The organism is Elioraea rosea (genome assembly GCF_007644105.1).
GTDB lineage: Bacteria > Pseudomonadota > Alphaproteobacteria > Acetobacterales > Acetobacteraceae > Elioraea_A > Elioraea_A rosea.
Genome location: NZ_VFAC01000014.1, coordinates 68,701 through 92,038, shown reverse-complemented (window position 1 = coordinate 92,038; position 23,338 = coordinate 68,701). Strand labels below are relative to the sequence as shown.

Sequence of the window (23,338 nt, the reverse complement as noted above, 5' to 3'; positions counted from 1 at the left end):
GGCGGGGCGGCGGCAGAGGCCGGGCGCGCGCGGCTTGCCGCCGCCGGCATTCCCGCCTTCTCGACCATCGAGGCGGCGGCGCGGGCCGTCGGCGTGCTGATCCGCGAACGCCGAACGCGGCTTGCCGCGCGCGAACTGCCGCCGAGCACGATCATCGGCATCGCGCCGGACCGTGAGACGGTCCGGAGGCTGTTCGCCCGCGCACGCCGGGCCGCACGCGCCGGCGCGGACGGTCGGGTGACGCTGACCGAGGACGAGGCCGCCGCCGTGCTGAACGCCTACGGCATCCCCACCGCGCCGTCACGCGTCGCGGCCGATGCGGAGAGCGCGGGCGAAGCCGGAGCGGCGCTCGGTTTCCCCGTTGTGCTGAAGATCCGCTCGCCCGACATCCCGCACAAGACGATCGTCGGCGGCGTGGTGCTCGACCTCGACAGCAAGGTGGCGGTGCGTGCCGCCGCACTCGCGATGGAGGCGCGCATCGACAGGCTCGCACCCGGCGCGCGCCGCGAGGGGTTCCTGGTCCAGCGGCAGATCGCCCGCGCGGGCCAGCACGAGCTGCTTCTCCAGCTCGGTCGCGACGCGCTGTTCGGACCTGCCATCGCCTTCGGCCAGGGTGGAACGGCTGCACGGATCATCGGCGACGTTGCGGCCGAGCTGCCGCCGCTGAACCTCGCACTTGCCGCGGCCCTCGTCGGGCGCACGCGCGTCGCCCGGCTTCTCGCCGGCTTCCGCGACAGCGCCCGCGCCGATCTCGATGCCGTGCACGAGACGCTCGTTCGCCTCTCGCAGCTCGCCGTCGACTTCCCCGGAATCGCCACCTGCGACATCAACCCCCTCGTTGCCGGCCCCGCGGGAGTGATGGCCCTCGATGCGTGGATCACGATCGACCGTGTTCCGGCGACAGGCACCGCCCATCTCGCGATCGCCCCCTACCCGGCCGAGCTCACGCGACGCATAACCCTCGCCGACGGACGCGAGGTCACACTCCGCCCGATCCGGCCAGAGGACGCCGATGCGCATGCCGCGGCCTTCGCGCGCCTCGATCCGGAGGACGTGCGCTACCGGTTCTTCGCGCCGCTGCGCGCGCTGTCGCCGGAGCAGGTCGCCCGGATGACGCAGATCGACTACGACCGGGAGATGGCCTTCATCGCCACGCGCGAGGGGGAGCACGGCCCCGAGACGCTCGGCGTGGTCCGGATCATCCGCGACGGCGAGGAGGGCGAATTCGCCATCGTCGTCCGCTCCGACGCCAAGGGAGCCGGCCTCGGATCGCGGCTGATGCGCACCGCCCTCGACTGGGCGCGGAGCGTCGGCATCAGGCGGGTGGCGGGCGACGTGCTGGCGGAGAACCGGCCGATGCTGCGCTTCGTCGAACGCCTCGGCTTCGCGCTCAAGCGAAGCGCGGAGGACCCCGACGTGATGGTCGCCTCGATCTCGCTCGACGCCCAGGCCCCGGGCTGAGCCGAGGCGCGGCGCGTCAGCCGCCCGAGCGCGCCGCGGCGACGAGCTCGCGCACCTTGGCCGCGGCGGATGCGCCCTTCAGCGCCTCGCGCCAGTGCGATTCGGCGACCTTCTGGTGCATCAGCAGCGCCTCGTCGGCCCCGGTGATCATCGCAACCCCGGTCTGAGCGGAGGGGTGCGCCTCGAGCCGGAACGGGTTGATCGCGAGATAGGCGCGCTCGCGGTTGCGCAGGATCTTGAAGTTGCCGTTCGGCTCCGCCCCCGTCATGAGGCCGAGCTGTACGCCCATCGGCTCGGTTTCCATGATCGTGGCGATGTTCTCGCACTCGGTGGCGGCCACGGTGCGGGCCTGGGCGCGCATCCTCTCCGACATCGGCATCGCGCCGCCAACGCCGAGCTCGAGGAAGCGGCGGACGGAGGCGATGGTCATGATCGCGATGATCGACGGGCGGCGCTGCTGGTACACCCGCTTGCGGGCGGCGAGGACGGCGAGAACCTGCTCGCCCTGCGCGCGCCAGGCCGCCCGGTCGCTTCCGGCGGCATCGGCCGCGTCGGCGTAGATCTCTGCGAGGCACTGGTCAAACAGGTCGGAGGTGATGAGGTAGCTTACCGGCCCGAATGCCTGGAGGATCTGGTCGGTCGTCTCCTCGAGGACGCGCACGCGCTCGAAATAGCCGGCAGCGCGGGAGATGTACTCGACACCGATGCCGAGCAGGCTGAGCGGGGAGATCTTGAGAAGCTCGGCGAGGCGCTTGATCGTGTCGAGCTTGATCACCTCCCCCTTCTCGTAGCGGTAGAGGGCGGCGCGCGAGACGCCGAGGCGCGCGGCGATCTCCTCTGCACGCAGGCCGCTCTCAAGGCGATACTGGCGCAACTGCTGGCCGATCTCTGTAAACCGCATGCTACCCTCCGGCTGCCAGTTCCGACGGCTGGCGAGCCCTGCTCCTCACCGCACGCGACCAAAATGGTCGCGAATCCCTGCATGGGCCGTCTCATAACGTGCGACATGCTTGGCTGGAATAGACCTACTGCTCGCGATGCGCGATTTCAAGCACCATGTTTCACCAGTTGGGCAGAAACCAGAAACGCGCGAGTCGATGCTGCATCGCTTATGTGACAGGGCCGCCATGCGGATGCATGACGGCCCTGCGGTTGTGGTCAAGTTGGCGATTCCCCCCGCCCCGGCGTGACCCTCACGCGCCGGTTGAAGGGAGCGTCGCGATACTTAGTTCCCCGCGACCTTGTGCGAGGACAGCGCCTCGAGCGCCTGCACCATCGCCGAATGGTCGAGATCCGCCCCACCTGCGGCCGAGACGGCGCTGAACATCTGCTGCGCGATCGCCGTGTTCGGCAGCGCCACGCCGAGGTCCTTCGCGGCAGCAAGGGCGAGGTTCAGGTCCTTCTGGTGCAGGCGGATGCGGAAGCCGGGGTTGAAGGTGCGATTGATCATCCGCTCGGCATGCACCTCGAGGATGCGGGAATTGGCGAAGCCGCCCATCAGGGCCTGCCGCACTTTCGCGGGATCGGCTCCCGCCTTTGCTGCAAACACAAGGGCTTCCGAGACAGCCTGGAGGTTCAGCGCGACGATGATCTGGTTCGCGACCTTCGTCGTCTGCCCCGCCCCGTTCTCGCCGACGAGGGTGATGTTCTTGCCCATCGCCTCGAACAGAGGCTTGGCGCGGTCGAACGCAGCCTGCGGGCCGCCGACCATGATGGTCAGCGCAGCGTTCTTGGCGCCCACCTCGCCGCCCGAGACCGGCGCATCGAGATAGTCGCAGCCCAAGGCGTTGATCTTCTTCGCGAACTCTTTCGTCGCGGTCGGGCTGATCGAGGACATGTCGATCACGAGCTTGCCCTTGGAGAGTCCCTCGGCCACACCGCCCGCGCCGAACAGCACATGCTCGACATCGGGCGTGTCGGGCACGATCAGGATCACCACCTCCGCGGCCGCGGCAACGGCCTTGGCGTCTGCCACCACCGTCGCTGCGGCACGGATCTCGTCAGTCAGGCTCTTCCGCTCGGGCACGAACAGCTCGTGTCCGGCCTTCTTCAGGTTGAGCGCCATCGGGCGCCCCATGATCCCCAGTCCGATGAACCCGACCTTCATTCCCGCTCTCTCCTTGTCCCGGAATTCCGCCTCGCCGGCTCAGCCATTGAAGGGCGCGAACCAGTCGAGACCCGCATCGGTATCGCCCTTCGGCTTGTACTCGCACCCGATCCAGCCCTCGAAGCCGAGGCGGTCGATCTCGGAGAACAGGAAGGGGTAGTTGATCTCGCCCGTACCAGGCTCGTTGCGGCCGGGGTTGTCGGCCAGCTGCATGTGGGCGATCAGCGGCAGGTGCTCGGCGATCGCGCGCGCGAGGTCACCCTGCATGATCTGGCGATGGTAGATGTCGAACTGGATCTTGAGGTTCGGCGCGCCGACATCGGCGATGATTGCCGCTGCCTCCTCGGTGCGGTTCAGGAAGAAGCCGGGGATGTCGCGGGTGTTGATCGGCTCGATCAGCACGTTGATCTTTGCCTTGGCGGCCATCGCCGCGGCCGTGGCGAGGTTCTGCCTGTAGGTCTCGCCCATCGCCTCGCGGTCAGCCCCCGCGGCCACGAGCCCCGCCATCGCGTGGATGTTCGGGCAGCCGAGCGCGGCGGCGTAGTCGAGCGCCTTGGCGACACCGTCGACGAACTCCTTCTCCCGGCCAGGCTGTGCGGCAAGCCCGCGCTCGCCCTTGGTCCAGTCTCCCGGAACGGTGTTGAACAGCACGACCTGCACGCCCGCGGCGCGGGCGGCCTGTGTCACCTCGCCAGGCGAATAGTCATAGGGGAACAGGAACTCGACGGCGTGGAACCCGGCCCCCGCGGCGCGCGCGAAGCGGTTCAGGAACGGCTCGTCGGTGTACATCATCGACAGGTTGGCGGCGAACTTGGGCATGCTTTCTCCCCCGGGGACGGTCCGTGGCGGATGGTCAGGATCTGGTGGCGCCGTAATACAGCATCGCGGTGTGGCGCGCCTCGGCGAAGAACAGCCATCGCTCGACGACCGCGCCGAGCAAAGCCGAGACGGCTGCGACCGTCCCGAGCCCGACAGCGAGCCCGCCGGCGAGGCCGAGGCCGAGCGCGATGGCCCAGGCCGGGACGACGAAACCCGCGACGAGGACGATGCGCCGCAGCGCCTCGGCGTGCCTGCGCGCGACCGCATAGCCCATCTCGCGCATCACGAAATTCGGCCCCGTGTGCGGCGGGTCGAGCAGCCTCACCCGCCCGATCCCGCCGAGGCCGGTCGCGCTCTCCGGGCTCGCCGGGCCGTCCTCGGTGTCGAGGAACCGCCAATAGGCGCGCTTCTGCAGGAACCCCGCCGAAAGTGCCACGATCGCGCCGATGCCTGCGACCCAGGCCGCGCTCGAGCCCGTGCCGGCGAACAGGGCATAGGCGACGGCAAACCCGGTCGCCGCGCCGATGATCAGGTAGCCGGGCACGGTATGGCGGTTGTGCCATGCGCCAATGGGCTTGAGAGAGCGGTAGATCATGGCGGTGCAGACCACCGTCGCCACCGCGCCGGCGAACGCGAGAACGGCGACCGCGACGACGAGCCCGCGCGGCACGTCCGCGCGCACGAACAGCGCCGCAAGCAGCACCGCAGGCAGGTAGGTCGCGACCGACGCGACGCCTTCGCGCGAGAGCCACGAGGAGCGCCACTGGCTGAACGCCCGCCACGCCCGCTCGGGGTGGCCAAGATGCAGCGTCGAGGAGAGCAGGCCGGCCGTGATCAGCCCGAGGGCGAGGAGGAGGCCGAGCAGCGGCAGCCCGCCGCCGGGAACGATGAGCCCGATCACGGCGAGAAGCGCGAGCGCGGCGAGCAGCCCATAGCCCGCCCCGGAGGCGACCGTGAAGAAGATGACGGAGGTTGAGGGATGCATGGTCTCTAGCGCGACAGGATGCGATCGACCCAGCCGAGGAACCCGGGCAGCCCGGGCTCCTGCGCCTCGGCGGCCGGCGCGGCAGGGAGCACGGCGCGCGGGCGCGGCGGCAGGTACTTGTTGACCGGGCGATAGCCGAGCTCGGGCATCAGGTCGAACCCGCCCCGCTCGGCGACGAGCTTCGAGACGGCGCTCGCAGGATCGGCGAGGTCGCCGAAATGCCGTGCATGCGCCGGGCAGGTGGAGACGCAGGCGGGAACCCTGTCCTCCTCCGGCAGGTTCTGGTTCTCGATCCGGTCGACGCAGAGCGTGCACTTCTTCATCACGCCCTCGTCCTCGTCGTATTCCCGCGCGCCGTACGGGCAGGCCCAGGAGCAGAGCTTGCAGCCGATGCAGGTGTCCGGGTTGACGAGGACGATGCCGTCCTCCGTGCGCTTGTAGCTCGCCCCCGTGGGGCAGACGGTCACGCAGTCCGCCTCGTCGCAATGGAGGCACGAGCGCGGGAAGTTCACCGTCCTCCCCGCCGGGCCGTCGCCGGCCTCGAAGCTGTGGATGCGGTTGAACCACACGCCCGAGGGGTTCATGCCATAGGCATCCGTGTCGGTCAGCGGCGCGGAATGGCCGCCGGTGTTCCACTCCTTGCAGTTCACCGCGCAGGCATGGCAGCCGACGCAGGTGTCGAGGTCGATGACGAGGCCGAGCTTCCTCGCAGGCGGGGCGGAGGGAAGGCTGGTCATGGCCGCGGCTTCCGGTTCTCGGGCGACCGGCCGAACGCCGCGCCGAAGCGCAGCGGGCCGGTCGGCGTGGTGACGCCTGGCGGTCGCTTCAGGGGTGGCAGGTGCGGCTCGGTCGCCTCCGGGGCGAGCGTTGCCTTCTCGACTCGGACGCGCAGGTCGTACCACGCGGCCTGGCCTGTCACGGGGTCGGAGTTCAGGTGCCCTCCCCCGCCATCGGCCTCCGGCAGGTGCTCGCTGATCAGGTGGTTCAGCAGGAACCCGCGCATGGCTTCCGGCGCGCGCGGGTCGAGCGCCCAGGCGCCTGCCCGCTTGCCGATCGCGTTCCAGGTCCACACTGTCGAGGGTTCGACGCCTTCCATCAGCTTCACCTGCACGGTGATGCGCCCGTGATGGCTCGTCACATGCACCCAGTCATCGTCGGCGATGCCGAGCGCCGTTGCCGTGCCGCGGTTGATGTAGAGGCGGTTCTCGCCGTGGATCTGACGCAGCCAGGCGTTCTGGCTTCCCCAGGAATGGTACATCGCCGCAGGCCGCTGCGTGACGGCGTGGAGCGGGAATGCCGCCTCGGGCAGCGCCGCCCCCTCGAAGGGCGGGTACCAGACTGGAAGCGGGTCGAGGCAGGCGATGATGCGCGCGCGCAGGTGATCGGGCGGCTGCTTCGCGCCATGCCCCATCGCCGCAAGCCGGAAGCGCTGCAAGGGCTCGACATAGAGCTGCAGCACGATCGGCGCCGCGCTGCCCATGAAGCCCATCGCCACGGCATGGTCGAGATAGGCTTTGTTGGCGAACTTCATGAACAGCGCATCGTCCGGCAGGTGCATCTTCCAGAACCCGCCATTCTCGATGTAGCGCGCGAGCTGCTCCGGGTTCGGCTCGCCCTTTCCGTGCTTCGACCCGTCCGCCCCGCGCCAGCCGGCGAGCGGGCCGATGCCTGGGCCCCGCTCGTGGTTGGTGATGTAGTCGGCGTAGCCGCCGGGAAACCTGGGCGAGCCGTCCTCGCGCACCATGCCGGGAAGGCCCAAGCGTGCGCCGAGGTCGAGAAGCACGTCCTGGAAGGGGCGCACGTCCCGGTCGGGTTTCACCACGGGGTGGCGTATCGCGTCGCCCGGCCCTTCCGCATTGCCGATGGGGCGATCAAGCAACGAGATGGCGTCGTATCGTTCCAGGTACGTCGTGTCCGGCAGGACGAGGTCGGCGTAGGCGACCGTCTCCGAGGCATAGGCGTCGGCGTAGATGATGCGGGGGATCCTGTACGAACCGTCCTCGTTCGTGTCGGTCAGCATCCGCACCGTGCCGGCGCTGTTCATGGCCGAGTTCCAGGCCATGTTCGCCATGTACATGAAGAGAAGGTCGACCTTGTACGGGTCGCCCGCCCAGGCGTTGCGGATGACGAGGTGCATCAGCCCGTGCGCGGCGACGGGCGCGTCCCACGAATAGGCCTTGTCGATGCGGAGCGCGCGGCCCTTCGCATCGACCAGCAGGTCGTCCGGCCCCATCGGGAAGCCGAGGGGCGGGCGCGGCAGCGGCGCGTTCGGTCCGGTCTCGCCGAGCTTGCCGCCCGGGCGGATCGGCGGCGGGGTGGGGCGCGGATAGGGCGACTTGTAGCGCCAGGCGCCCGGGCAATCGACGGCGCCAAGGAGCATCTGGAGCACGTGCAGCGCACGGCAGGTCTGGAACCCGTTCGCGTGCGCGCTGATGCCGCGCATCGCGTGGAACGACACGGGCCGGCCGACGAAGCGCTTGTGCCGCACGCCGCGCCAGTCGGTCCACGGCGTCTCGACGGTGATCGTCTGCTCGAACGCCACCTCGGCGATGCGCGCGGCAAGCGCGCGGATGCGCGAGGCCGCGATGCCCGTGACGGCTGAGGCCGCCTCGGCCGAGTATTTCTCGTCGAGATAGGTCTCTGCCATCAGCACGAAGGCCGGCTTCGCGCGGCGGCCATCGGGAAGCGTCACGGCAGCGGTGAGCGAGGGCGTGACGCCTGCAGCATCCCACGGGTGCAGCGCGCCGGCGGCATCGGCGACGAGCGGCTTGCCCTCACCGTCGCGCGCGAAGAGCCCGTGTTCGGCGCCGCCGGGATCCTCGATCAGCAGCCACGGCGCATTGGTGTAGGCGGCGAGGAAATCGAGATCGATGCGGCGTGCGCGCAAGAGCTCGTGGATCAGCGCGAGGACGAGCGCGCCGTCGGTTCCGGGCCGCACAGGCACCCACTCGTCGGCAATCGAGGAATACCCCGTCCGCACGGGATTCACCGAGACGAAGGTCGCGCCCCGCTCCTTCAGACGCGCGAGGCCGATCTTGATCGGGTTGCTGTCATGGTCCTCGGCGACGCCGAACATCAGGAACAGCTTCGTGCGCTCGAAATCCGCCTCGCCGAACTCCCAGAAGCTGCCGCCGAAGGTGTAGAGGCCAGCTGCTGCCATGTTGACCGAGCAGAACCCGCCATGCGCGGCGAAGTTCGGCGTGCCATAGGCCTGCGCCCACCAGCCCGTCAGCGCCTGGCTCTGGTCACGGCCCGTGAAGAAGGCGAGCCGGGTGGGGTCGCGGCCGCGGATCTCGGCGAGCCAGGAATGGGCGAGGCCGAGCGCCTCCTCCCACTCGATCTCCTCGAACTCGCCCGAGCCGCGCGGGCCGACGCGCCGAAGCGGCTTGCGCAGCCGTGCCGGCGAGAGGTGCTGCATGATGCCCGCAGAGCCCTTGGCGCAGAGCACGCCGCGGTTCACCGGGTGGTCCCGGTTGCCCTCGATGTAGCGGACCTGCCCGTCCTGGATGTGCACGCGGATGCCGCAGCGGCAGGCGCACATGTAGCAGGTGGTGCACTTCACCTCGTCGGAGACGGGTGGTGAGGGGTCAAGCCGTTCCATGCGCTCCTTGGGGGAGATCTCGACGTTGCCGGGGTTGCGCGGACGCTAAGCGGCGGTGGCGCCTGCGTCAAACCTGCCCATCTGGCCAGCGCCGCGGCCCGGGACTATAGGGTGCGGCGCGCAGGGAGGAGCGGAATGACCTGGAACCCGACTTTCAGCACACGGCCGGAAATCCTCGGCACGTTCGGCGTCGTCGCCTCGACGCACTGGCTCGCCTCCGCCACCGGCATGGGCGTGCTCGAGCGCGGCGGCAATGCCTTCGATGCCGCCGTCGCGGCCGCGTTCGTGCTGCAGGTGGCCGAGCCGCACCTGAACGGCCCGCTCGGCGACGTGCCGATCATCCTTCATTCCGCGAAGGAGGGGCGCCAGCGCGTGATCTGTGGCCAGGGCCCGGCGCCTGCGGCAGCGACGGTCGCGAAGATCCGAGACGAGCTCGGCCACGAGCTGATCCCGGGCACTGGGCTCCTTCCCGCGGTCGTGCCGGGCGCGTTCGACGGCTGGATGCTCATGCTGCGCGACCACGGCACGATGACGCTCGCGGAGGTGCTCGAGCCCGCGATCGCCTACGCGCGCAACGGCGTGCCGCTCGTGCCCCGCGTCCCCGCGACGATCGCGACGATGCAGCCGCTCTTCGCCTCCGCCTGGCCGACGAGCGCGGCGGTGTTCCTGCCCGGCGGCAACGTGCCCGAGCCTGGCACCCTCTTCCGCAACCCCGCGCTCGCCGACACCTATGCCCGCATCGTCTCGGAGGGCGAGGCCGCGGGGGGCGACCGCGTGGCGCAGATCGATGCCGCGCGGCGGGCCTGGTACCAGGGGTTCGTGGCCGAGGCGATCGACCGGTTCTGCCGGAGCGAGGACGTGCTCGACGTCTCGGGCCGAACCCATCGCGGCCTGCTTTCGGGCGAGGATCTCGCGCGCTGGCAGGCCCATTATGAGGAGCCGCTCGCCTACGAGTATCGCGGCGTGACGGTCCTGAAGTGCGGCGTCTGGAGCCAGGGGCCGGCCTACCTGCAGACGCTCGCGCTGCTCAAGGGCTTCGACCTCGACGAGACCTCGCCGGTCGACCCGCGCTTCCTGCACAGGGTGATCGAGGCACAGAAGCTCGCGTTTGCCGACAGGGAAGCCTGGTACGGCGACCCCGATTTCACCGACGTGCCGATCGGGCATCTGCTGTCGGACGGCTACAACGAGGTCCGCCGCATGCTGATCGGCGACACGGCCTCGATGGAGCTCCGCCCGGGCTCGGTTCCCGGCCGCGACACGCCCTGGGTCGACCAGGGCGCGAAGGACCGCAACGCGGCGAGCTACGGCTCCAACACCGGCGCGGGCGAGCCCACCGTCGCGCGGCTCGGCGCGGTCGGCGGCGACACCTGCCATGTCGACGTGATCGACCGCCACGGCAACATGGTCTCGGCCACGCCCTCGGGGGGGTGGCTGCAGTCGAGCCCCGTGATCCCCGAGCTCGGCGTGCCGCTCGGCACGCGCGGGCAAATGTTCTGGCTGCGCGAGGACCACCCCAACGGGCTCGCTCCGGGCAAGCGGCCGCGCACCACCCTCTCCCCCTCCTTCGCCCTGAAGGACGGCAAGCCCTGGATGGCCTACGGCACGCCCGGCGGCGAGCAGCAGGACCAGTGGTCGCTCGCCTTCCTGCTTCGGATGATCCACCACAAGCTCGATATCCAGCAGGCGATCGACGCGCCCGGCTTCCACACCGAGCACTGGCCCTCGAGCTTCTGGCCGCGGCCCGCACGGCCGGGCCGCGTCGTGCTCGAGGAGCGCTTCGGCCAGGAGGTGGCGGACGAGCTCTCCCGCCGCGGCCACGCCATCGAGATGGGTGGGCCGTGGAGCGAGGGGCGGCTTTCCGGCGCGCGTCTCGAGAAGGGGCTGATGAAGGCCGGAGCCAACCCGCGCGGAATGCAGGGCTACGCCGTCGGCCGCTGAGGCGGGGCGCCGAGATGGACGAGGTGGAACAGGCGAAGCGGCTCACGCGGCTCGATCTGTTCCTTCTCTTCCTGGTCATCTCGGTGCAGAGCTTCGGCGGCACCCTGCCCTTCGCGCGCCGCGAGCTGATCGAGCGTCGCCGCATCCTGACCGAGGGCGAGTTCGCCGAGATGCTGGCGCTCGGCCAGGTGCTTCCCGGCCCGAACGTGATCAACATGTCGGCAGCGATCGGCGACCGCAATGCGGGCTGGCCGGGCGCTGCGGCGGCCGTCGCCGGCATGGTGGTGGTGCCCGTTCTGATCGTGATGGCGCTCGCGACCGCCGTCGGCACGGTCACCGGCTTCGCATCCGTCCAGGGCGGGCTACTCGGCATGGCGGCGGCGGCGGCCGGGCTGCTGCTCGGCACGGCCTGGCGCATGGCGAAGCCGATGCGGACCTCCTGGCGCGGCATCGCCGTGTTCGCCGCCGTGTTCGCCGCGGTCGCGCTCCTGCGCCTGCCGCTCGTGCTCGTGCTCGCCTGCGCCATCCCGGCCTCGCTTGCGCTGCACGGCGTGTTCAGGAGGGCCTGAGATGATCGCGCTGACCCTGCACGTGATGGCCGTCTCGCTTGGCCTGTCGCTTCTCGCCGTCGGCGGGGCGATCGCGGTCGTGCCGGAAGTGTATCGGATCGCTGTCGATGTGAATGGCTGGATGAGCCCGCAGCGCTTCGCCGAGCTCTACGCCATCAGCCAGTTCGCCCCGGGGCCGAACGCGATGATCCTCGCGCTGATGGGCTGGGAGGCGGTGGGCGGCGCGGCGGGCGGCTGGGTCGCCGGCATGGCGGCGATGCTCGCCTTCGTCGGCCCCACGAGCGTGATCTCGGTGCTTGCGTTCCGGTCCTGGGCCGCGCGGATCTCGCCCTCGCGGCAGGTGCTGATCCGCGCCGCGCTGCTGCCTCTCTCGGTCGCGCTCGTCGCGTCCTCGGGCGTGCTGATCACGTTAAGCCTCGGCGCCGCGCCGCTCGTCATCGCGGTGGCCAGCCTGGTCGCACTCACCTCGGCCGTGACGAACGCGCACCCGCTTCTGCTGATCGCGGGCGGCGCGATCGCAGGCGCCGCCGCGACGGTCTTCTAGGCGCGCCAGACAAGACGGACATCCGGCTCGCGCTCCTCGTTGCCGGAGCCGTCGGTCTCCTCGGCCTCGATGAACCCTTCGCGCGCGTAGAAGGCCCGCGCCGGACGGTTGCGCACGAAGCACCAGAGCGCCAGGCCACCGGGCGAGACCGCACGCGCGCGCGCCAGCAACGCCGCACCGACGCCGCGGCGCTGATGCTCGGGCTGCACGTAGAGATGCTCGATCACGCCGCCATGCAGGATCACGAAGCCAAGCGGCGCGCCATCCTCGTCGGCCACCCACGCATGGTCGGCCGCGGCGAGGCGCGCGGCGAGAAACGGGCCGACGCTCTCCGGCGCGTGGGCGAGCGGAGGAAACCATCGCGCATCGGCCCGCGCGGCGAGGAACAGCCGCGCGAGGGCCGCCGCGTCGCCGACGCTTGCGTGCCGGACGATCAGCGCTTCTTCGCCTTGGCAGCTTTTCCGGCGCGACCGCGCGCGGTTGCTGCCTTGGCGGATTTCTTGTCCGCCTTCGCCGGCTTCGCCGCCTTCGCGACGCTCACCCCGGCCGCCCTGCGCATCGCGCTGATCGTCGTGCGCGTGGTGATCTGGTCGGGGTTCATCCGAAGCTCGACAAGCGCGGGCTTGCCGGCGGCAAGCGCACGCTCGACCGCGGGGCGGAACTCCTCGGTTTCCTGCACCACCTCGCCGTGCCCGCCATAGGCCTCGATGAACTTCGCGAAGTCAGGGTTGGTCAGTGCGGTGCCGGAGACGCGGCCGGGATAGTCGCGCTCCTGATGCATGCGGATGGTGCCGTACATCTGGTTGTTGAACACCATCACCACAGGGTTCACGCCGTGGTGGAAGGCGGTGGCAAGCTCCTGGCCGTTCATCAGGAAGCTGCCGTCGCCGACCATGCTGACGACGGTGCGCTCCGGGAAGAGGACCTTCGCCGCGATCCCCGCAGGCACCGAGTAGCCCATCGCGCCGCAGCACGGGCCGATCAGCGTCTGCTCCCGCCCGTAGTTGATGAAGCGCGCGCCCCAGGCGCTGAAATTGCCTGCATCGGTCGTGACGATGGCGTCCTCGGGCAGCATCGCCTCGAGCTCCTTCATCGCAGCACCGAGGTTGAGGCGCCCGTCATAGTCCGGCACCTCGCCTGACCACTTCATGCGGTTGGCGCGAAGCTCCTTCGTCCAGCCCTTCCAGGCCGGCTCGACCGTGACGGTCGCGCGCGCCGCGGTGGCGAAGGAGTTGAGGTCGGCCTGGATCGGCAGGTCGGCCTGGTACACGCGGCCGAGCTCGCCGCCATCGGGCATCACGTGCACGAGCGGCACGTCGAGCCGCGGCGGGGCGAACAGCGAGTAGCCCTGCGTCACCGGCTCGCCCATGCGCGAGCCGATGGAGAGGATGAGATCGGCCTCCTTCGCCTTGGCGAACAGCGCGGGGTCGCCGCCATTGCCGAGATCGCCGACGAAGTTCGGCAGCGTGTTGTCGATGATCGCCTGGCGGCGGAAGCCCACGGCGGCGGGAAGCTCGTTGGCCACGATCCACGCGGCGAGATCGGCCCGGCCCTCTGCCGTCCAATGCGCGCCCTGGCCGAGGATGACGAGCGGCCTGCGCGCACGGCCGAGCATGCGCTTGAGCTCAGCCATCGCCGCCGGGTCGGGCAGGATGCGCGGCACGGTGTAGCGCCGCATGTCCGGCACCTCTGCGGTGTCGGTCTGCATGTCCTCGGGGATGGCGACGACGACGGGGCCGGGACGGCCCGACACGGCGACCTGGAACGCGTGATGGATGAGCTCGGGGATGCGTGCGGCGTCCTCGATCTGCGTCACCCACTTCGCCATGCCGCCGAAGAAGCTGCGGTAGTCGACCTCCTGGAATGCGTCGCGGTCGGTGTCGCCGCGCGGGATCTGGCCGACGAGGAGGATGAGCGGCGTGCTGTCCTGCTGCGCGATATGGATGCCGATCGAGCCGTGGCAGGCGCCCGGTCCGCGCGTGACGATCGCGACGCCCGGGCGGCCGGTGAGCTTGCCGTGCGCCTCGGCCATGTTCACCGCCGCCCCCTCGAACCGGCAGGTGATGGTGCGGATGGCGGAGCGATTCTCGTAGAGGCCGTCGAGCAGGCCGAGGAAGCTCTCGCCCGCGACCTGGAACACGTGGCTCACGCCCTGCGATCTCAGCGCATCGGCCAGGATCCGCCCGCCCGTGCGGCCGGCAGGCTTGCTCCCCTTGCCGGACGCGCTGCGGGCGCCGTCGGCAGGCTTGGCTTCGAGATGCGCCATCGTGTCGTGTTCCCTGGCTTATGGACGTGTCCTGCCGCCCTTATAGTGCGACGGGATGGGGTCGAACAGGCAGGGGACGGCAGGGATGGACAACGCAGCGATCATGGCGCTCGGCATCGCCGAGCTCGCGGCTGCGATCGCGCGGCGCGAGATCACGTCCGTCGCCGCAACCGAGGCTTCGCTCGACGCGCTGACGCTCTGGCAGCCCGTGACGAACGCGCTCGCGCGGCAGCGGCAGGGCGTGCTCGAGCATGCAGCCGCGATCGACGAGGCCATCGGCGCAGGGGAACGCATCGGTCCGCTCGCCGGCGTGCCGATGGCGCACAAGGACATGTACTACCGCGTGGGCGAGCTCTCCGAATGCGGCGCCAAGGCGCGGCAGGGCTGGGTTGCCGACGCGACCTCGACGGCGCTCGCGCGGCTCGATGCCGCCGGCGCGCTGCATGTCGCCTGCCTGAACATGGCCGAGTTCGCCTTCAACCCGACGGGCCACAACGACCACACGGGCCATGTGCGCAACCCCTGGAACCCCGCGCACATCACGGGCGGCTCCTCCTCCGGCTCGGGCGCGATGGTCGCCGCGCGCGCGACCTTCGCCGCCCTCGGCTCCGACACCGGCGGCTCGATCCGCCTGCCTGCGGCGATCTGCGGCGTCACGGGGCTGAAGCCGACCTGGGGGCTCGTCTCCCGCCACGGCGCTATGCCGCTTTCGGCGAGCCTCGACACCGTGGGCCCGCTCGCCAAATCGGTGCATGACTGCGCGCTTGTCACGCAGGCGATCGCGGGAGCCGACGCGGCCGACCCGGATTGCGCCACGCGCCCGGTCCCCGACTACCTCGCCACGATCGAGGGCGGCGCCAAGGCGCTTCGCATCGGGATCGACCGCGGCTTCCTATGGGAGGGCATCCACGACGAGGTCGCCGCCGCGCTCGAGGAGGCGCTCGCCGCCTGGCGCGAAGCGGGGGCGGAGATCGTCGAGGTAAGCGTGCCGTGGCTTGCCGAGATCCGCGCGCTCGTCGGCACAATCATGTTCGCCGAGGCCGGCACGCTGCACGCCGCGGGCCTGCGCGAGAGGGCGGAGGACTACACGCCCGTGGTGCGCGGGCGGCTCGAAAGCGGGCTCGCCATCCCGGCGGCGACCTATCTCGATGCGCTGCGCGCACGCGGACCGCTGACCGGGGACGTGTGCGAGGCGGTGTTCTCGCGCTGCGACACGCTGTTCGCGCCCGTTCTGCTCGACCCCGTGCCGACGATCGAGGAGAGCGACGTGCGCAACCCAGGCGGCGCGCGCTGGTCGTCCGCCGTTCCGCGCAACACGCGCCTCTTCAACTATCTCGGCCTGCCCGGCCTCTCGCTTCCCTCCGGCTTCACGAAGAACGGGCTGCCTGTGGGCCACCAGCTCATCGGCCGCCCGTTCGACGAGGCGACGCTGTTCCGCGCCGGCCACGCCTTCCAGCGCGTCACCGATTGGCACCGAAGGGCGCCCAGAGCACCTTCCGATCGATTGGACTCAATCGATCGGAAGGTCGTGCTCTGAAGCCACAAATGATCAGAGCAGCCTAGCCCGACCTGATGGAGCCGAGGCCGGTCCCATCCGGTCGGGCGCTGCTCTAGGCCTGCCGCTCGCGCCTGAGGAAGAGCCACAGCAGCCCCGCGACCTGCAGCGCCGCCGAGATCAGCAGCGCCACGGAGTAGCCGCGCGGGTCCCAGCCGCCATCTCCCGTGCGCGGCCAGAGGTCGAGGATCAGGCCGATGCCCTGCTGTTCGGTGAACACGATGGCAAGCATCACGCCGTTGATCGCCGTCGAGACACGCCCCGTCTCCGAACCAGGGAAGCGGGCGGAGACGAGCGTGTAGCCGACGGGCCCGACGGAAGCGAGGAAGGGCCAGAGCGCCCAGCCGAGCCAGAGCGGCAGCCCGGTGTCGAAGGCAAAGCCGAGATGCAGCGCGATCGTGCCGAGCGTGCAGCCGACGATCATGGTCAGCGGATGGAAGCCGGCCGCCACCAGCCGCGCCTGGACGATGCCCGAGAGGAACGACCCCGCGGTGAAGCCAAGCGCATAGATCAGCAGGACCTGCGCCCGCCCCGGCCCGTCGAGCCCTGCGACGTCCCGAAGCCACGGCCCGAGCCACAATCCCTGCCAGGTGAAGTTCAGCACGGAGAGGAGGATCACGCAGGGAACGAAGCGCACGAAGGCGGGGTGGCGGAGGATGCGCCCGAGGGTGGCAAGCTCCGCCGCGAGCCCGCCGCGCGAGGTGTGCGGCGCGGGAACGTCAGGCACGACGAGCCAGATCCACACGGCCGAAAGAAGCGCGACGACCGCGACGGCCACGAACACCCCGCGCCAGCCGAGCGTGGCCGCCGCCCACTCCGCAGGCACGGTCGCGATGATGCCGCCAAGCGAGGAGATCGCGACGGCCCAGCCGGCGACGGTTGCGATCCTCTCGGGCGGGAACCATTGGCGCGTCGCCTTGAGCTGCGCCATCAGCGCGGCCGAGATGCCGATGCCTAGGAGAATACGCCCGGCGAGAAGCTGCGGCAGCCCGCCGGCCGCCGCGAAGACGAGCGAGCCCACCGCGATCACGCCCATCAGTGCCGTCTGCACCCGACGCGGGCCGTAGCGATCGAGCGCGGCGCCGACGGGAAGCTGCGCAAGCGCGTAGGAGGCGAACAGCACCGCACCCATCAGCCCGAGATCGGAGGCCGACAGAGCGAACACCTCGGCAAGCACCGGCGCGATCACGGCGGTGACGGCGCGGTTGAGCTGGTTCAGCGCCGCGCCCGCGGACAGCGGCAGCGTGATCGTCGCGAACAGCCGCCCCAGCGTGGGCGGCGGCGATGCGTCCTGCTCGCTCACGCCTCCTGTACGAAGCTCCGCCACGCGGCGGAGCATTCGCGTACGGCCGCCTCGTAGAGGGCGCGGCCGTGCTCGGGGGTGGCGAGCGAGGGCTCGCTGCCGATGCGCCCGTCGGGATGCAGCGCGCGCAGGTCGAGCGCGTCCGTGAAGCGTCGCCGCGTCGGCGTCACGGGCGGCATCTCGGCCTTCTTGATGTGCGCTGGGTGGAGGAACTGCGTCAGCGCCACCTCCGACGGGGTGGCGTGGCTGCCGAGCCTGTCGCCGTAGAACTCGCGCGAGAGCTTGCCCACCTCGGCGCCGTCGAACCAGTTGCGCGACACACAGCGGAGCCGCGGCACGCTGCCCGACGCATCGAGCGAGGCGGCGGCGTAGAGCTCGCTGAACGCGGCGGAGAGCGGGGCGATGTTGCCGCCATGGCCGTTGATGAAGAAGAACCGCCGGAACCCGTGGCGGGCGAGGCTGAACACGTAATCCGAAACGAAGGCGATCATCGTCGAGGGGCGCAGCGTGATTGAGCCGGGAAACGCGAGATGGTGCTGCGCCATGCCGATCGACATGACGGGGCCCACCATCGCGCCCGTTTCCTCGCCCACGCCATTGGCCACCGCCTCGGCGCAGATCGCATCCGTGCCGATCAGCCCGTTCGGGCCGTGCTGCTCGGTCGAGCCGATGGGGACGATGATGCCGTCGGCGCGGCCGAGATAGGCCTCGACCTCGGCCCAGGTACACAACGAAAGCTGCATGACGTGTCCTCGAGAACGGCGGGGCGGGAAGAGTGCCGCCGCCCGCGGGCGGCGGCAACCCGTGTCACTCCGCCGCGGCGTGGACGGGCTCGGCGAGGGCAGCGCGGCTGCGCCGGGCAAGCAGCGTATAGGCCGTCGGCACGACGAAGAGCGTGAACAGCGTGCCGAGCGTCATGCCGCCGACAATCACCCAGCCGATCGCCTCGCGACTCTCCGCACCCGCGCCGGAAGCGAGCGCGAGCGGCGTCGCTCCGAGCACGGTCGCGGCCGAGGTCATCAGCACTGGGCGGAGTCTCAGCGTCGAGGCCTCGATGACGGCCTCGACGATTTCCCTGCCCTGTTCGCGAAGCTGGTTGGCGAACTCGACGATGAGGATGCCGTTCTTGGTGATCAGCCCGATCAGCGTGATGAGCCCGATCTGCGAATAGACGTTGAGCGTGATGCCATTGAGCCACAGCGCAAGGAGCGCGCCGCCGACGGCGAGCGGCACGGAGAGCATGATCACGAACGGGTCGATGAAGCTCTCGAACTGCGCGGCGAGCACCAGGTAGATGAAGGCGAGCGCGAGAACGAAGGTCAGTCCGAGCGACGCGGAGGTCGAGCGGAACTCGCGCGACTCGCCGTTGTAGTCGACCTGCACCGTGGCGGGCAGCACGCGCGAGGCCGCAGCCTCCAGTGCCGCGAGCGCCTCGCCGAGCGTCGCACCTGGCGCGAGCGTGGCGCTGATCGTCGCCGAGCGGAGCTTGTTGAAGTGGTTGAGCTCGCGCGGCGCGACGGTTTCCTCGAGCTGGATCAGGTTCGAGAGCTGCACCTCCTGGCCCGACGGGGTGCGCAGGAAGATGTCAAGCACGTCCTGCGGCCGCGTCCGATCCGTCGGTTCGATCTGGACGATCACGTCGTACTGTTTGCCGTTCAGCTTGAAGGTGGTGACCTTCCGTCCGCCGAGAAGCGTCTCGAGCGAGCGGGCGACGCGCTCCTCCGTGAGGCCAAGCGAGGCTGCCTTGTCGCGGTCGATCGTGAGGCGGACCTGCGGCATGTTGAGGCGGAGATCGCTGTCGAGGCCGGTGAGGATCGGGATCTGCCGCGCCTCTGCGAGCATCGCGTCCGTCGCGCGCTGGAGTTCCTCATAGGGGCCGGAAGTCTGCAGGACGAGCTGCACCGGCTTGTCGGTCGCGCGCTGGCCGAGCGAGGGCGGAAGCACGGGGAAGGCGAGCACGCCCGGCGTGGCGAAGAAGCGGGGGAACAGCTCCTGCGCCACGCGCTGGGCAGGGATCGTCCTCTCGGACCAGTCCGACAGGCCGGCAAACATGATGCCCTGGCTCACGACGGGGAAGCCGGCGACGGTGAAGTAGCGGGTGATCTCCTCGCGGCTCGCGAAGGCCTCCTCGAGCGGGCGAAGCCAGCGCTGGGTGTAGTCGATCGTCGCGCCATCGGGGGCGATCGCGACACCGATGACGACGCCGCGATCCTCCGTCGGCGAGAGCTCCGACTTGATGATGCCGAGCATCACCCAGGAGAAGCCGCCGACGAGCAGGGCGAGCGCGAGGACGATCGGCCGCATGCCGAGCGAGGCGCGCAGGGAGCGCCGATAGCCCTCCGTCATCCCGTCGAGAACGCGTTCGCCGAAGCGGTAGGCCGCGCCGTGCTTCGTCTCCTTCCTGAGCAGCTTCGAGCACATCATCGGCGTCAGCGTCAGCGCGACGAAGCCGGAGACGATCACGGCCGAGGCAAGGGTCAGCGCGAACTCGACGAAAAGCCGCCCGGTGCGGCCTGTCTGGAATGCCATCGGCACGTAGACGGCCGCGAGCGTGATCGTCATCGCGACGACCGCGAAGCCGATCTCGCGCGCACCCTTGATCGCGGCGGCGACCGGCTCCATTCCCTCCTCGACGTAGCGGGCGATGTTCTCGAGCATCACGATCGCATCGTCGACGACGAGGCCGACGGCGAGAACGAAGGCGAGCAGCGTCAGCGTGTTGATCGAGAAGCCGAAGGCAAGCATGAAGGCGAAGGCGCCGATCAGGCTGACGGGGATGGTGACGAGCGGGATCAGCGTCGCACGCACAGAGCGCAGGAACAGGAAGATCACGATCAGGACGAAGATCACGGCCTCGCCGATGACCTTGAACACGGCCTCGATCGCGCGGTCGATGAAGATCGAGCTGTCGTAGCCGACATCGACGCGCATGCCCTCGGGCAGGAGCTCGCGGATGGTCGGGAAGGCCTCCTGCACGGCGCGGCTCACGTCGAGCGGATTGGCCGTCGCCTGCTTGATGATGCCGAGCGCGACTGCCGCCTGGCCGTTGAAGCGAGCGACGACGCGCTCGTCCTCCGCACCGATCTCTGCGCGCCCGACATCGCCGAGGCGCACCAGATAGCCCTTCGCCTCGCGGATGCGCAGGCGCTCGAACTCCGCCGGCGTGCGCATGTCGGTCTCGGCGACGACGTTGAACTCGCGGTTCGTGCTCTCGAGCCGGCCCGTCGGGATCTCGACGTTCTGGCGCCGCAGCGCGTCCTCGACATCGACCGGCATGAGCCCGTAGGCGGCGAGGCGTACCGGGTCGAGCCAGAGGCGCATCGAGAAGCGGCGTTCGCCGAAGATGCGCACGTTCGCGACGCCGGGAAGATTTTGCAGCCGCGCCTTCACCAACCTGTCGGCGATGTCGGTCACCTCGATCGGGGAGTGCCGGTCGGAGGAGAAGGCGAGGTAGATGATCGGCTGGGCATCGGCCTCGACCTTCTGCACCACGGGCTCGTCGATCTCGTCGGGCAGCTGCGACCGCACGCGGGCGACGCGGTCGCGCACGTCGTTGGCGGCACCGTCGGGGTCGCGGGTGATGCGGAAGCGCAGCGTGATCTGGCTCCGCTCCTGCCGCGAGATCGACGAGATCACCTCGATGCCCTCGATGCCGGCGAGGCTCTCCTCGAGCGGCGTGGTGATCCGGCTCTCGACGATCTCGGCAGAGGCGCCGCGGTAGTTCGTCTCGACCGTGACGACCGGCTCGTCGATGTTTGGGTACTCGCGCACCGTCAGCCGGTCGTACGAGACGACGCCGATGAGCAGCACCATCAGGCTCATCACGGTCGCAAGAACCGGACGCCTGATGCAGAGCTCCGACAGCGTCACGGCTCAGCCTCCCGCGGGGGGCTGCGGTGCGCCCTGCCTGGCGGGGGGCATCACCGCCACGGCCGCGCCCGGCGCTGCCTTCATCTGGCCGGCCGTGATCACGACATCGCCCTCGGCGAGGCCCTCGGTGATCTGTACGCGGCCGTCGCGCCGGAGGCCGAGCGACACGGGCTGCGGCGTCGCCTTGCCGTCGACAACCTTCATCACGAGGATACGCCCGCCGAACGGCACCACCGCCGCCTCGGGCACCAGCACCGCGTCAGGCTCCTCCCGCACGGTCAGCACCACGCGCGCGAACAGGCCGGGCCGAAGCACCCCGTCCTCGTTCGGCAGCACGGCGCGCACGGCGATCGAGCGGCCCGCGCTGTCGGCCGCGGGGTCGATCGCGTAGATCTCCCCGGGAAAGGAACGGCCCGGATAGGCATCGATCCGCACCGAGAGCTTCTGGCCAACGCGCAACGCGGGAAGTGCGACCTCCGGCACCCGGAAGTCGAGCTTGATCGGATGGATGCTCTCGAGGTTGACGATCTCCTGCCCGACATTGACGAACTCGCCGGGGCTCGCGCGCCGGAGGCCCACGATGCCGTCGAACGGCGCGACGAGCCGGTACTTGTCGAGCCGAGCGCGGGCGAGCTCGACCGAGGCGGTCGCCGTGCGCAGCGTGGCCGTCGCCTGGTCGCGCGCAGCGGCCGAGCCGGCGCCGCGCGAGAACAGCTCCTGCGCGCGTGCGGACGTGGCCTGGGCCAGGGCGAGATTAGCCTCCGCCTGGGCAAGCTCGGCGCGCGGCACGGAATCGTCGAACTGGACGAGCCTGTCGCCGGCCTTCACGGCCGTTCCCTCCGCGAAGTCGATCGCGGCGATACGCCCTGCCACCTCGGGGCGGAGCAGCACGCTCTCGTTCGAGCGGAGCGAGCCGACCGCGAGGATCTCCTCCGCGATCCGCCCGATCGTGACCGGCTCAGCCTCGACGGGCACGGCGAAGCCGCCCGGAGGCCCGCCCGGCCCCCGCGCCGCATTCGCGCCCTGCCCCGCGGTCTGCCGGAACTGCCAGAGCCCGTAGCCGCCGGCTGCAAGGATGCCGATGGCGACCACACCAATGATGAGACGACGCATGCGAGCCTCGCGCACGGCGCCGCGCCGGGGCATGTGCCCCGTTGATCGCGGCGATCAGGAAAACTGAACTATACGGTTCAGTTTACCATCCATTGGCGCGCGCCTGCAAATGACCTCTGACGTCAGAGGGTCGGGTCTGGCGCGCCAACCAGGGCAGCCGCCTCGGCGATCTGGGCGCGCGTTCTCGGGTCTAACGCGATGCCCCCTGCCCGTGCCTTGCGCGCCGCCGCCTCGGGCTCGCCTGGCAGCATCACCGGCCGGGCGGGGTCGAGCGGCGTCGCGGAGGTGACCCATTCCGCATAGGCCCTGATCGCGTCCGCCAGGCTCGAGTTCCCCATCCGCCCCGCCGTCGCTCCTTCGACGGAGACGGCATGGATCAGCAGGTTGTTGCCGCCCTGCTCATCCGTTCCGGGAGGCGGATAGTCCGCCCCGCCGCCGGAGAGCATGCCGGCGAGAAGGTCGGTGAACACGTTCAGGGCGTAGCCCTTGTGGCCGCCGAACGGGATCATCGCGCCTTCGGGCGGACCGAAATAGGCGTTGGGGTCGCGTGTCGGCGCCCCATCGGCCGTCACCACCGCCGGTTCGGGAAGGAGCTCGCCCTTGTTGCGCGCCACGCGCAGCTTGCCCACGGCGTAGTAGCTCGTCGAGAAGTCGAGCACGAAGGGCGCCGCGGGGGGGCGTGGGAAGCCCATCGCGATCGGCGAGGCGCCGAGGCGGCGCTCACGCCCGCCCCAGGGCGCGATCACCCCGCCTCCCGGCCGAGGGGCGTTGCAGAGGATGATCGTCGCGAAACCCTTCGCCGCGGCACGCTCGGCATAGGCGCCGAGGCGCCCGACATGGCCGGTGCGGCGGACGAGAACCGTCGCCGCCCCCATCGTCTCCCCCATCGCGCAGGCACGGTCGGTCGCGGCATTGGCGGCGGGCTGGCCGAACCCGTTCGCGGCATCGACGACGGCAAGCGCCGGTTCCTGGCGGATCACCTCAGGCGTCAGCCCCGCGACGACCACGCCGCGCTGCAGGGCCTTCACATAGGGCAGGATGCGGATCACGCCGTGGCTGTCATGGCCTGCGAGGTTCGCATCCACGAGGTGCTCGGCGATCGCGACCGCTTCCGCATCGGGGCAGCCCGCCGCGACGAACACGGTGCGCGCGATCTCGCGCAGGCGCGCGGGCTCGAAGCTCTTCATCTCGTCTGCCATCGCGA

17 protein-coding genes and 1 pseudogene are annotated in these 23,338 nt (G+C 70.3%); 5 read left to right on the top strand and 13 right to left on the bottom strand.

The window, feature by feature from the left end; translation table 11 throughout:
* Positions 1–1,461, top strand: a 1,461-nt coding sequence (locus tag FIF60_RS11020; RefSeq protein WP_144186128.1) for a GNAT family N-acetyltransferase, incomplete at its 5' end; no start/stop codon positions are given.
* Between the two features lie 16 nt (positions 1,462–1,477).
* Here FIF60_RS11020 and FIF60_RS11015 read toward each other — a convergent pair.
* The 6 genes and pseudogenes from FIF60_RS11015 to FIF60_RS10990 form a co-directional block, all read right to left on the bottom strand.
* Entirely contained in the window at positions 1,478–2,362 is an 885-nt protein-coding gene (locus FIF60_RS11015; RefSeq protein WP_144186127.1) for a helix-turn-helix domain-containing protein, read from the bottom strand.
* Between the two features lie 324 nt (positions 2,363–2,686).
* Positions 2,687–3,586 (bottom strand): annotated as a pseudogene (locus tag FIF60_RS11010) (2-hydroxy-3-oxopropionate reductase); the annotation flags it as partial.
* Positions 3,587–3,607: 21 nt separating this feature from the next.
* Entirely contained in the window at positions 3,608–4,387 is a 780-nt protein-coding gene (gene otnI, locus FIF60_RS11005) for a 2-oxo-tetronate isomerase (protein ID WP_144186125.1), read from the bottom strand.
* Positions 4,388–4,421: 34 nt separating this feature from the next.
* Positions 4,422–5,372, bottom strand: coding sequence for a dimethyl sulfoxide reductase anchor subunit family protein (locus FIF60_RS11000; RefSeq protein WP_144186124.1), 951 nt, complete (start codon positions 5,370–5,372; stop codon positions 4,422–4,424).
* 5 nt (positions 5,373–5,377) lie between these two features.
* Positions 5,378–6,109 carry a 4Fe-4S dicluster domain-containing protein gene (locus FIF60_RS10995; RefSeq protein ID WP_144186123.1) on the bottom strand — a complete coding sequence of 244 codons (732 nt, stop codon included), beginning with the start codon at positions 6,107–6,109 and terminating at the stop codon, positions 5,378–5,380.
* Positions 6,106–8,973 carry a molybdopterin oxidoreductase family protein gene (locus FIF60_RS10990; RefSeq protein WP_144186122.1) on the bottom strand — a complete coding sequence of 956 codons (2,868 nt, stop codon included), beginning with the start codon at positions 8,971–8,973 and terminating at the stop codon, positions 6,106–6,108. Before FIF60_RS10990 ends, FIF60_RS10995 begins: the two co-directional genes overlap by 4 nt.
* 135 nt (positions 8,974–9,108) lie before the next feature.
* Here FIF60_RS10990 and FIF60_RS10985 point away from each other — a divergent pair, with 135 nt between their 5' ends.
* Genes FIF60_RS10985 through FIF60_RS10975 form a run of 3 tightly spaced genes read left to right on the top strand, consistent with a single transcriptional unit; the run spans position 9,109 to position 12,027 of the window.
* Complete coding sequence (locus tag FIF60_RS10985) at positions 9,109–10,914, top strand: gamma-glutamyltransferase family protein (protein ID WP_144186121.1); 1,806 nt, start codon at positions 9,109–9,111, stop codon at positions 10,912–10,914.
* A 14-nt stretch (positions 10,915–10,928) separates the two neighbouring features.
* Positions 10,929–11,483, top strand: coding sequence for a chromate transporter (locus FIF60_RS10980; protein WP_144186120.1), 555 nt, complete (start codon positions 10,929–10,931; stop codon positions 11,481–11,483).
* Position 11,484: 1 nt separating this feature from the next.
* Entirely contained in the window at positions 11,485–12,027 is a 543-nt protein-coding gene (locus tag FIF60_RS10975; RefSeq protein ID WP_144186119.1) for a chromate transporter, read from the top strand.
* Here FIF60_RS10975 and FIF60_RS10970 read toward each other — a convergent pair.
* Both FIF60_RS10970 and FIF60_RS10965 read right to left on the bottom strand, forming a co-directional pair.
* Entirely contained in the window at positions 12,024–12,416 is a 393-nt protein-coding gene (locus FIF60_RS10970) for a GNAT family N-acetyltransferase (RefSeq protein WP_239451593.1), read from the bottom strand. The genes FIF60_RS10975 and FIF60_RS10970 overlap by 4 nt on opposite strands.
* A 44-nt stretch (positions 12,417–12,460) precedes the next feature.
* Positions 12,461–14,293, bottom strand: coding sequence for a thiamine pyrophosphate-binding protein (locus FIF60_RS10965; protein WP_144186117.1), 1,833 nt, complete (start codon positions 14,291–14,293; stop codon positions 12,461–12,463).
* Between the two features lie 85 nt (positions 14,294–14,378).
* On the opposite strand from FIF60_RS10965, the gene FIF60_RS10960 reads away from it, so the two are divergent.
* Positions 14,379–15,830 (top strand): amidase, encoded by a 1,452-nt coding sequence (locus tag FIF60_RS10960; protein WP_144186116.1) that lies wholly within the window; start codon positions 14,379–14,381, stop codon positions 15,828–15,830.
* A gap of 73 nt (positions 15,831–15,903) precedes the next feature.
* Here the strand turns inward: FIF60_RS10960 and FIF60_RS10955 are convergent, their stop codons facing one another.
* The 5 genes from FIF60_RS10955 to FIF60_RS10935 all read right to left on the bottom strand — a co-directional run bounded on the left by FIF60_RS10955 (position 15,904) and on the right by FIF60_RS10935 (position 23,333).
* Entirely contained in the window at positions 15,904–17,151 is a 1,248-nt protein-coding gene (locus FIF60_RS10955) for an MFS transporter (protein WP_158639167.1), read from the bottom strand.
* Positions 17,148–17,894, bottom strand: a complete 747-nt coding sequence (locus tag FIF60_RS10950; protein WP_144186114.1) for a creatininase family protein — start codon at positions 17,892–17,894, stop codon at positions 17,148–17,150. Before FIF60_RS10950 ends, FIF60_RS10955 begins: the two co-directional genes overlap by 4 nt.
* A 64-nt stretch (positions 17,895–17,958) precedes the next feature.
* Complete coding sequence (locus tag FIF60_RS10945) at positions 17,959–21,021, bottom strand: efflux RND transporter permease subunit (RefSeq protein ID WP_144186113.1); 3,063 nt, start codon at positions 21,019–21,021, stop codon at positions 17,959–17,961.
* A 3-nt stretch (positions 21,022–21,024) separates the two neighbouring features.
* Complete coding sequence (locus FIF60_RS10940) at positions 21,025–22,134, bottom strand: efflux RND transporter periplasmic adaptor subunit (protein WP_144186112.1); 1,110 nt, start codon at positions 22,132–22,134, stop codon at positions 21,025–21,027.
* Positions 22,135–22,256: 122 nt separating this feature from the next.
* Positions 22,257–23,333: an Ldh family oxidoreductase gene (locus FIF60_RS10935; protein WP_144186111.1), complete on the bottom strand. Its 1,077-nt coding sequence runs from the start codon at positions 23,331–23,333 to the stop codon at positions 22,257–22,259.
* Between the last annotated feature and the right edge of the window lie 5 nt (positions 23,334–23,338).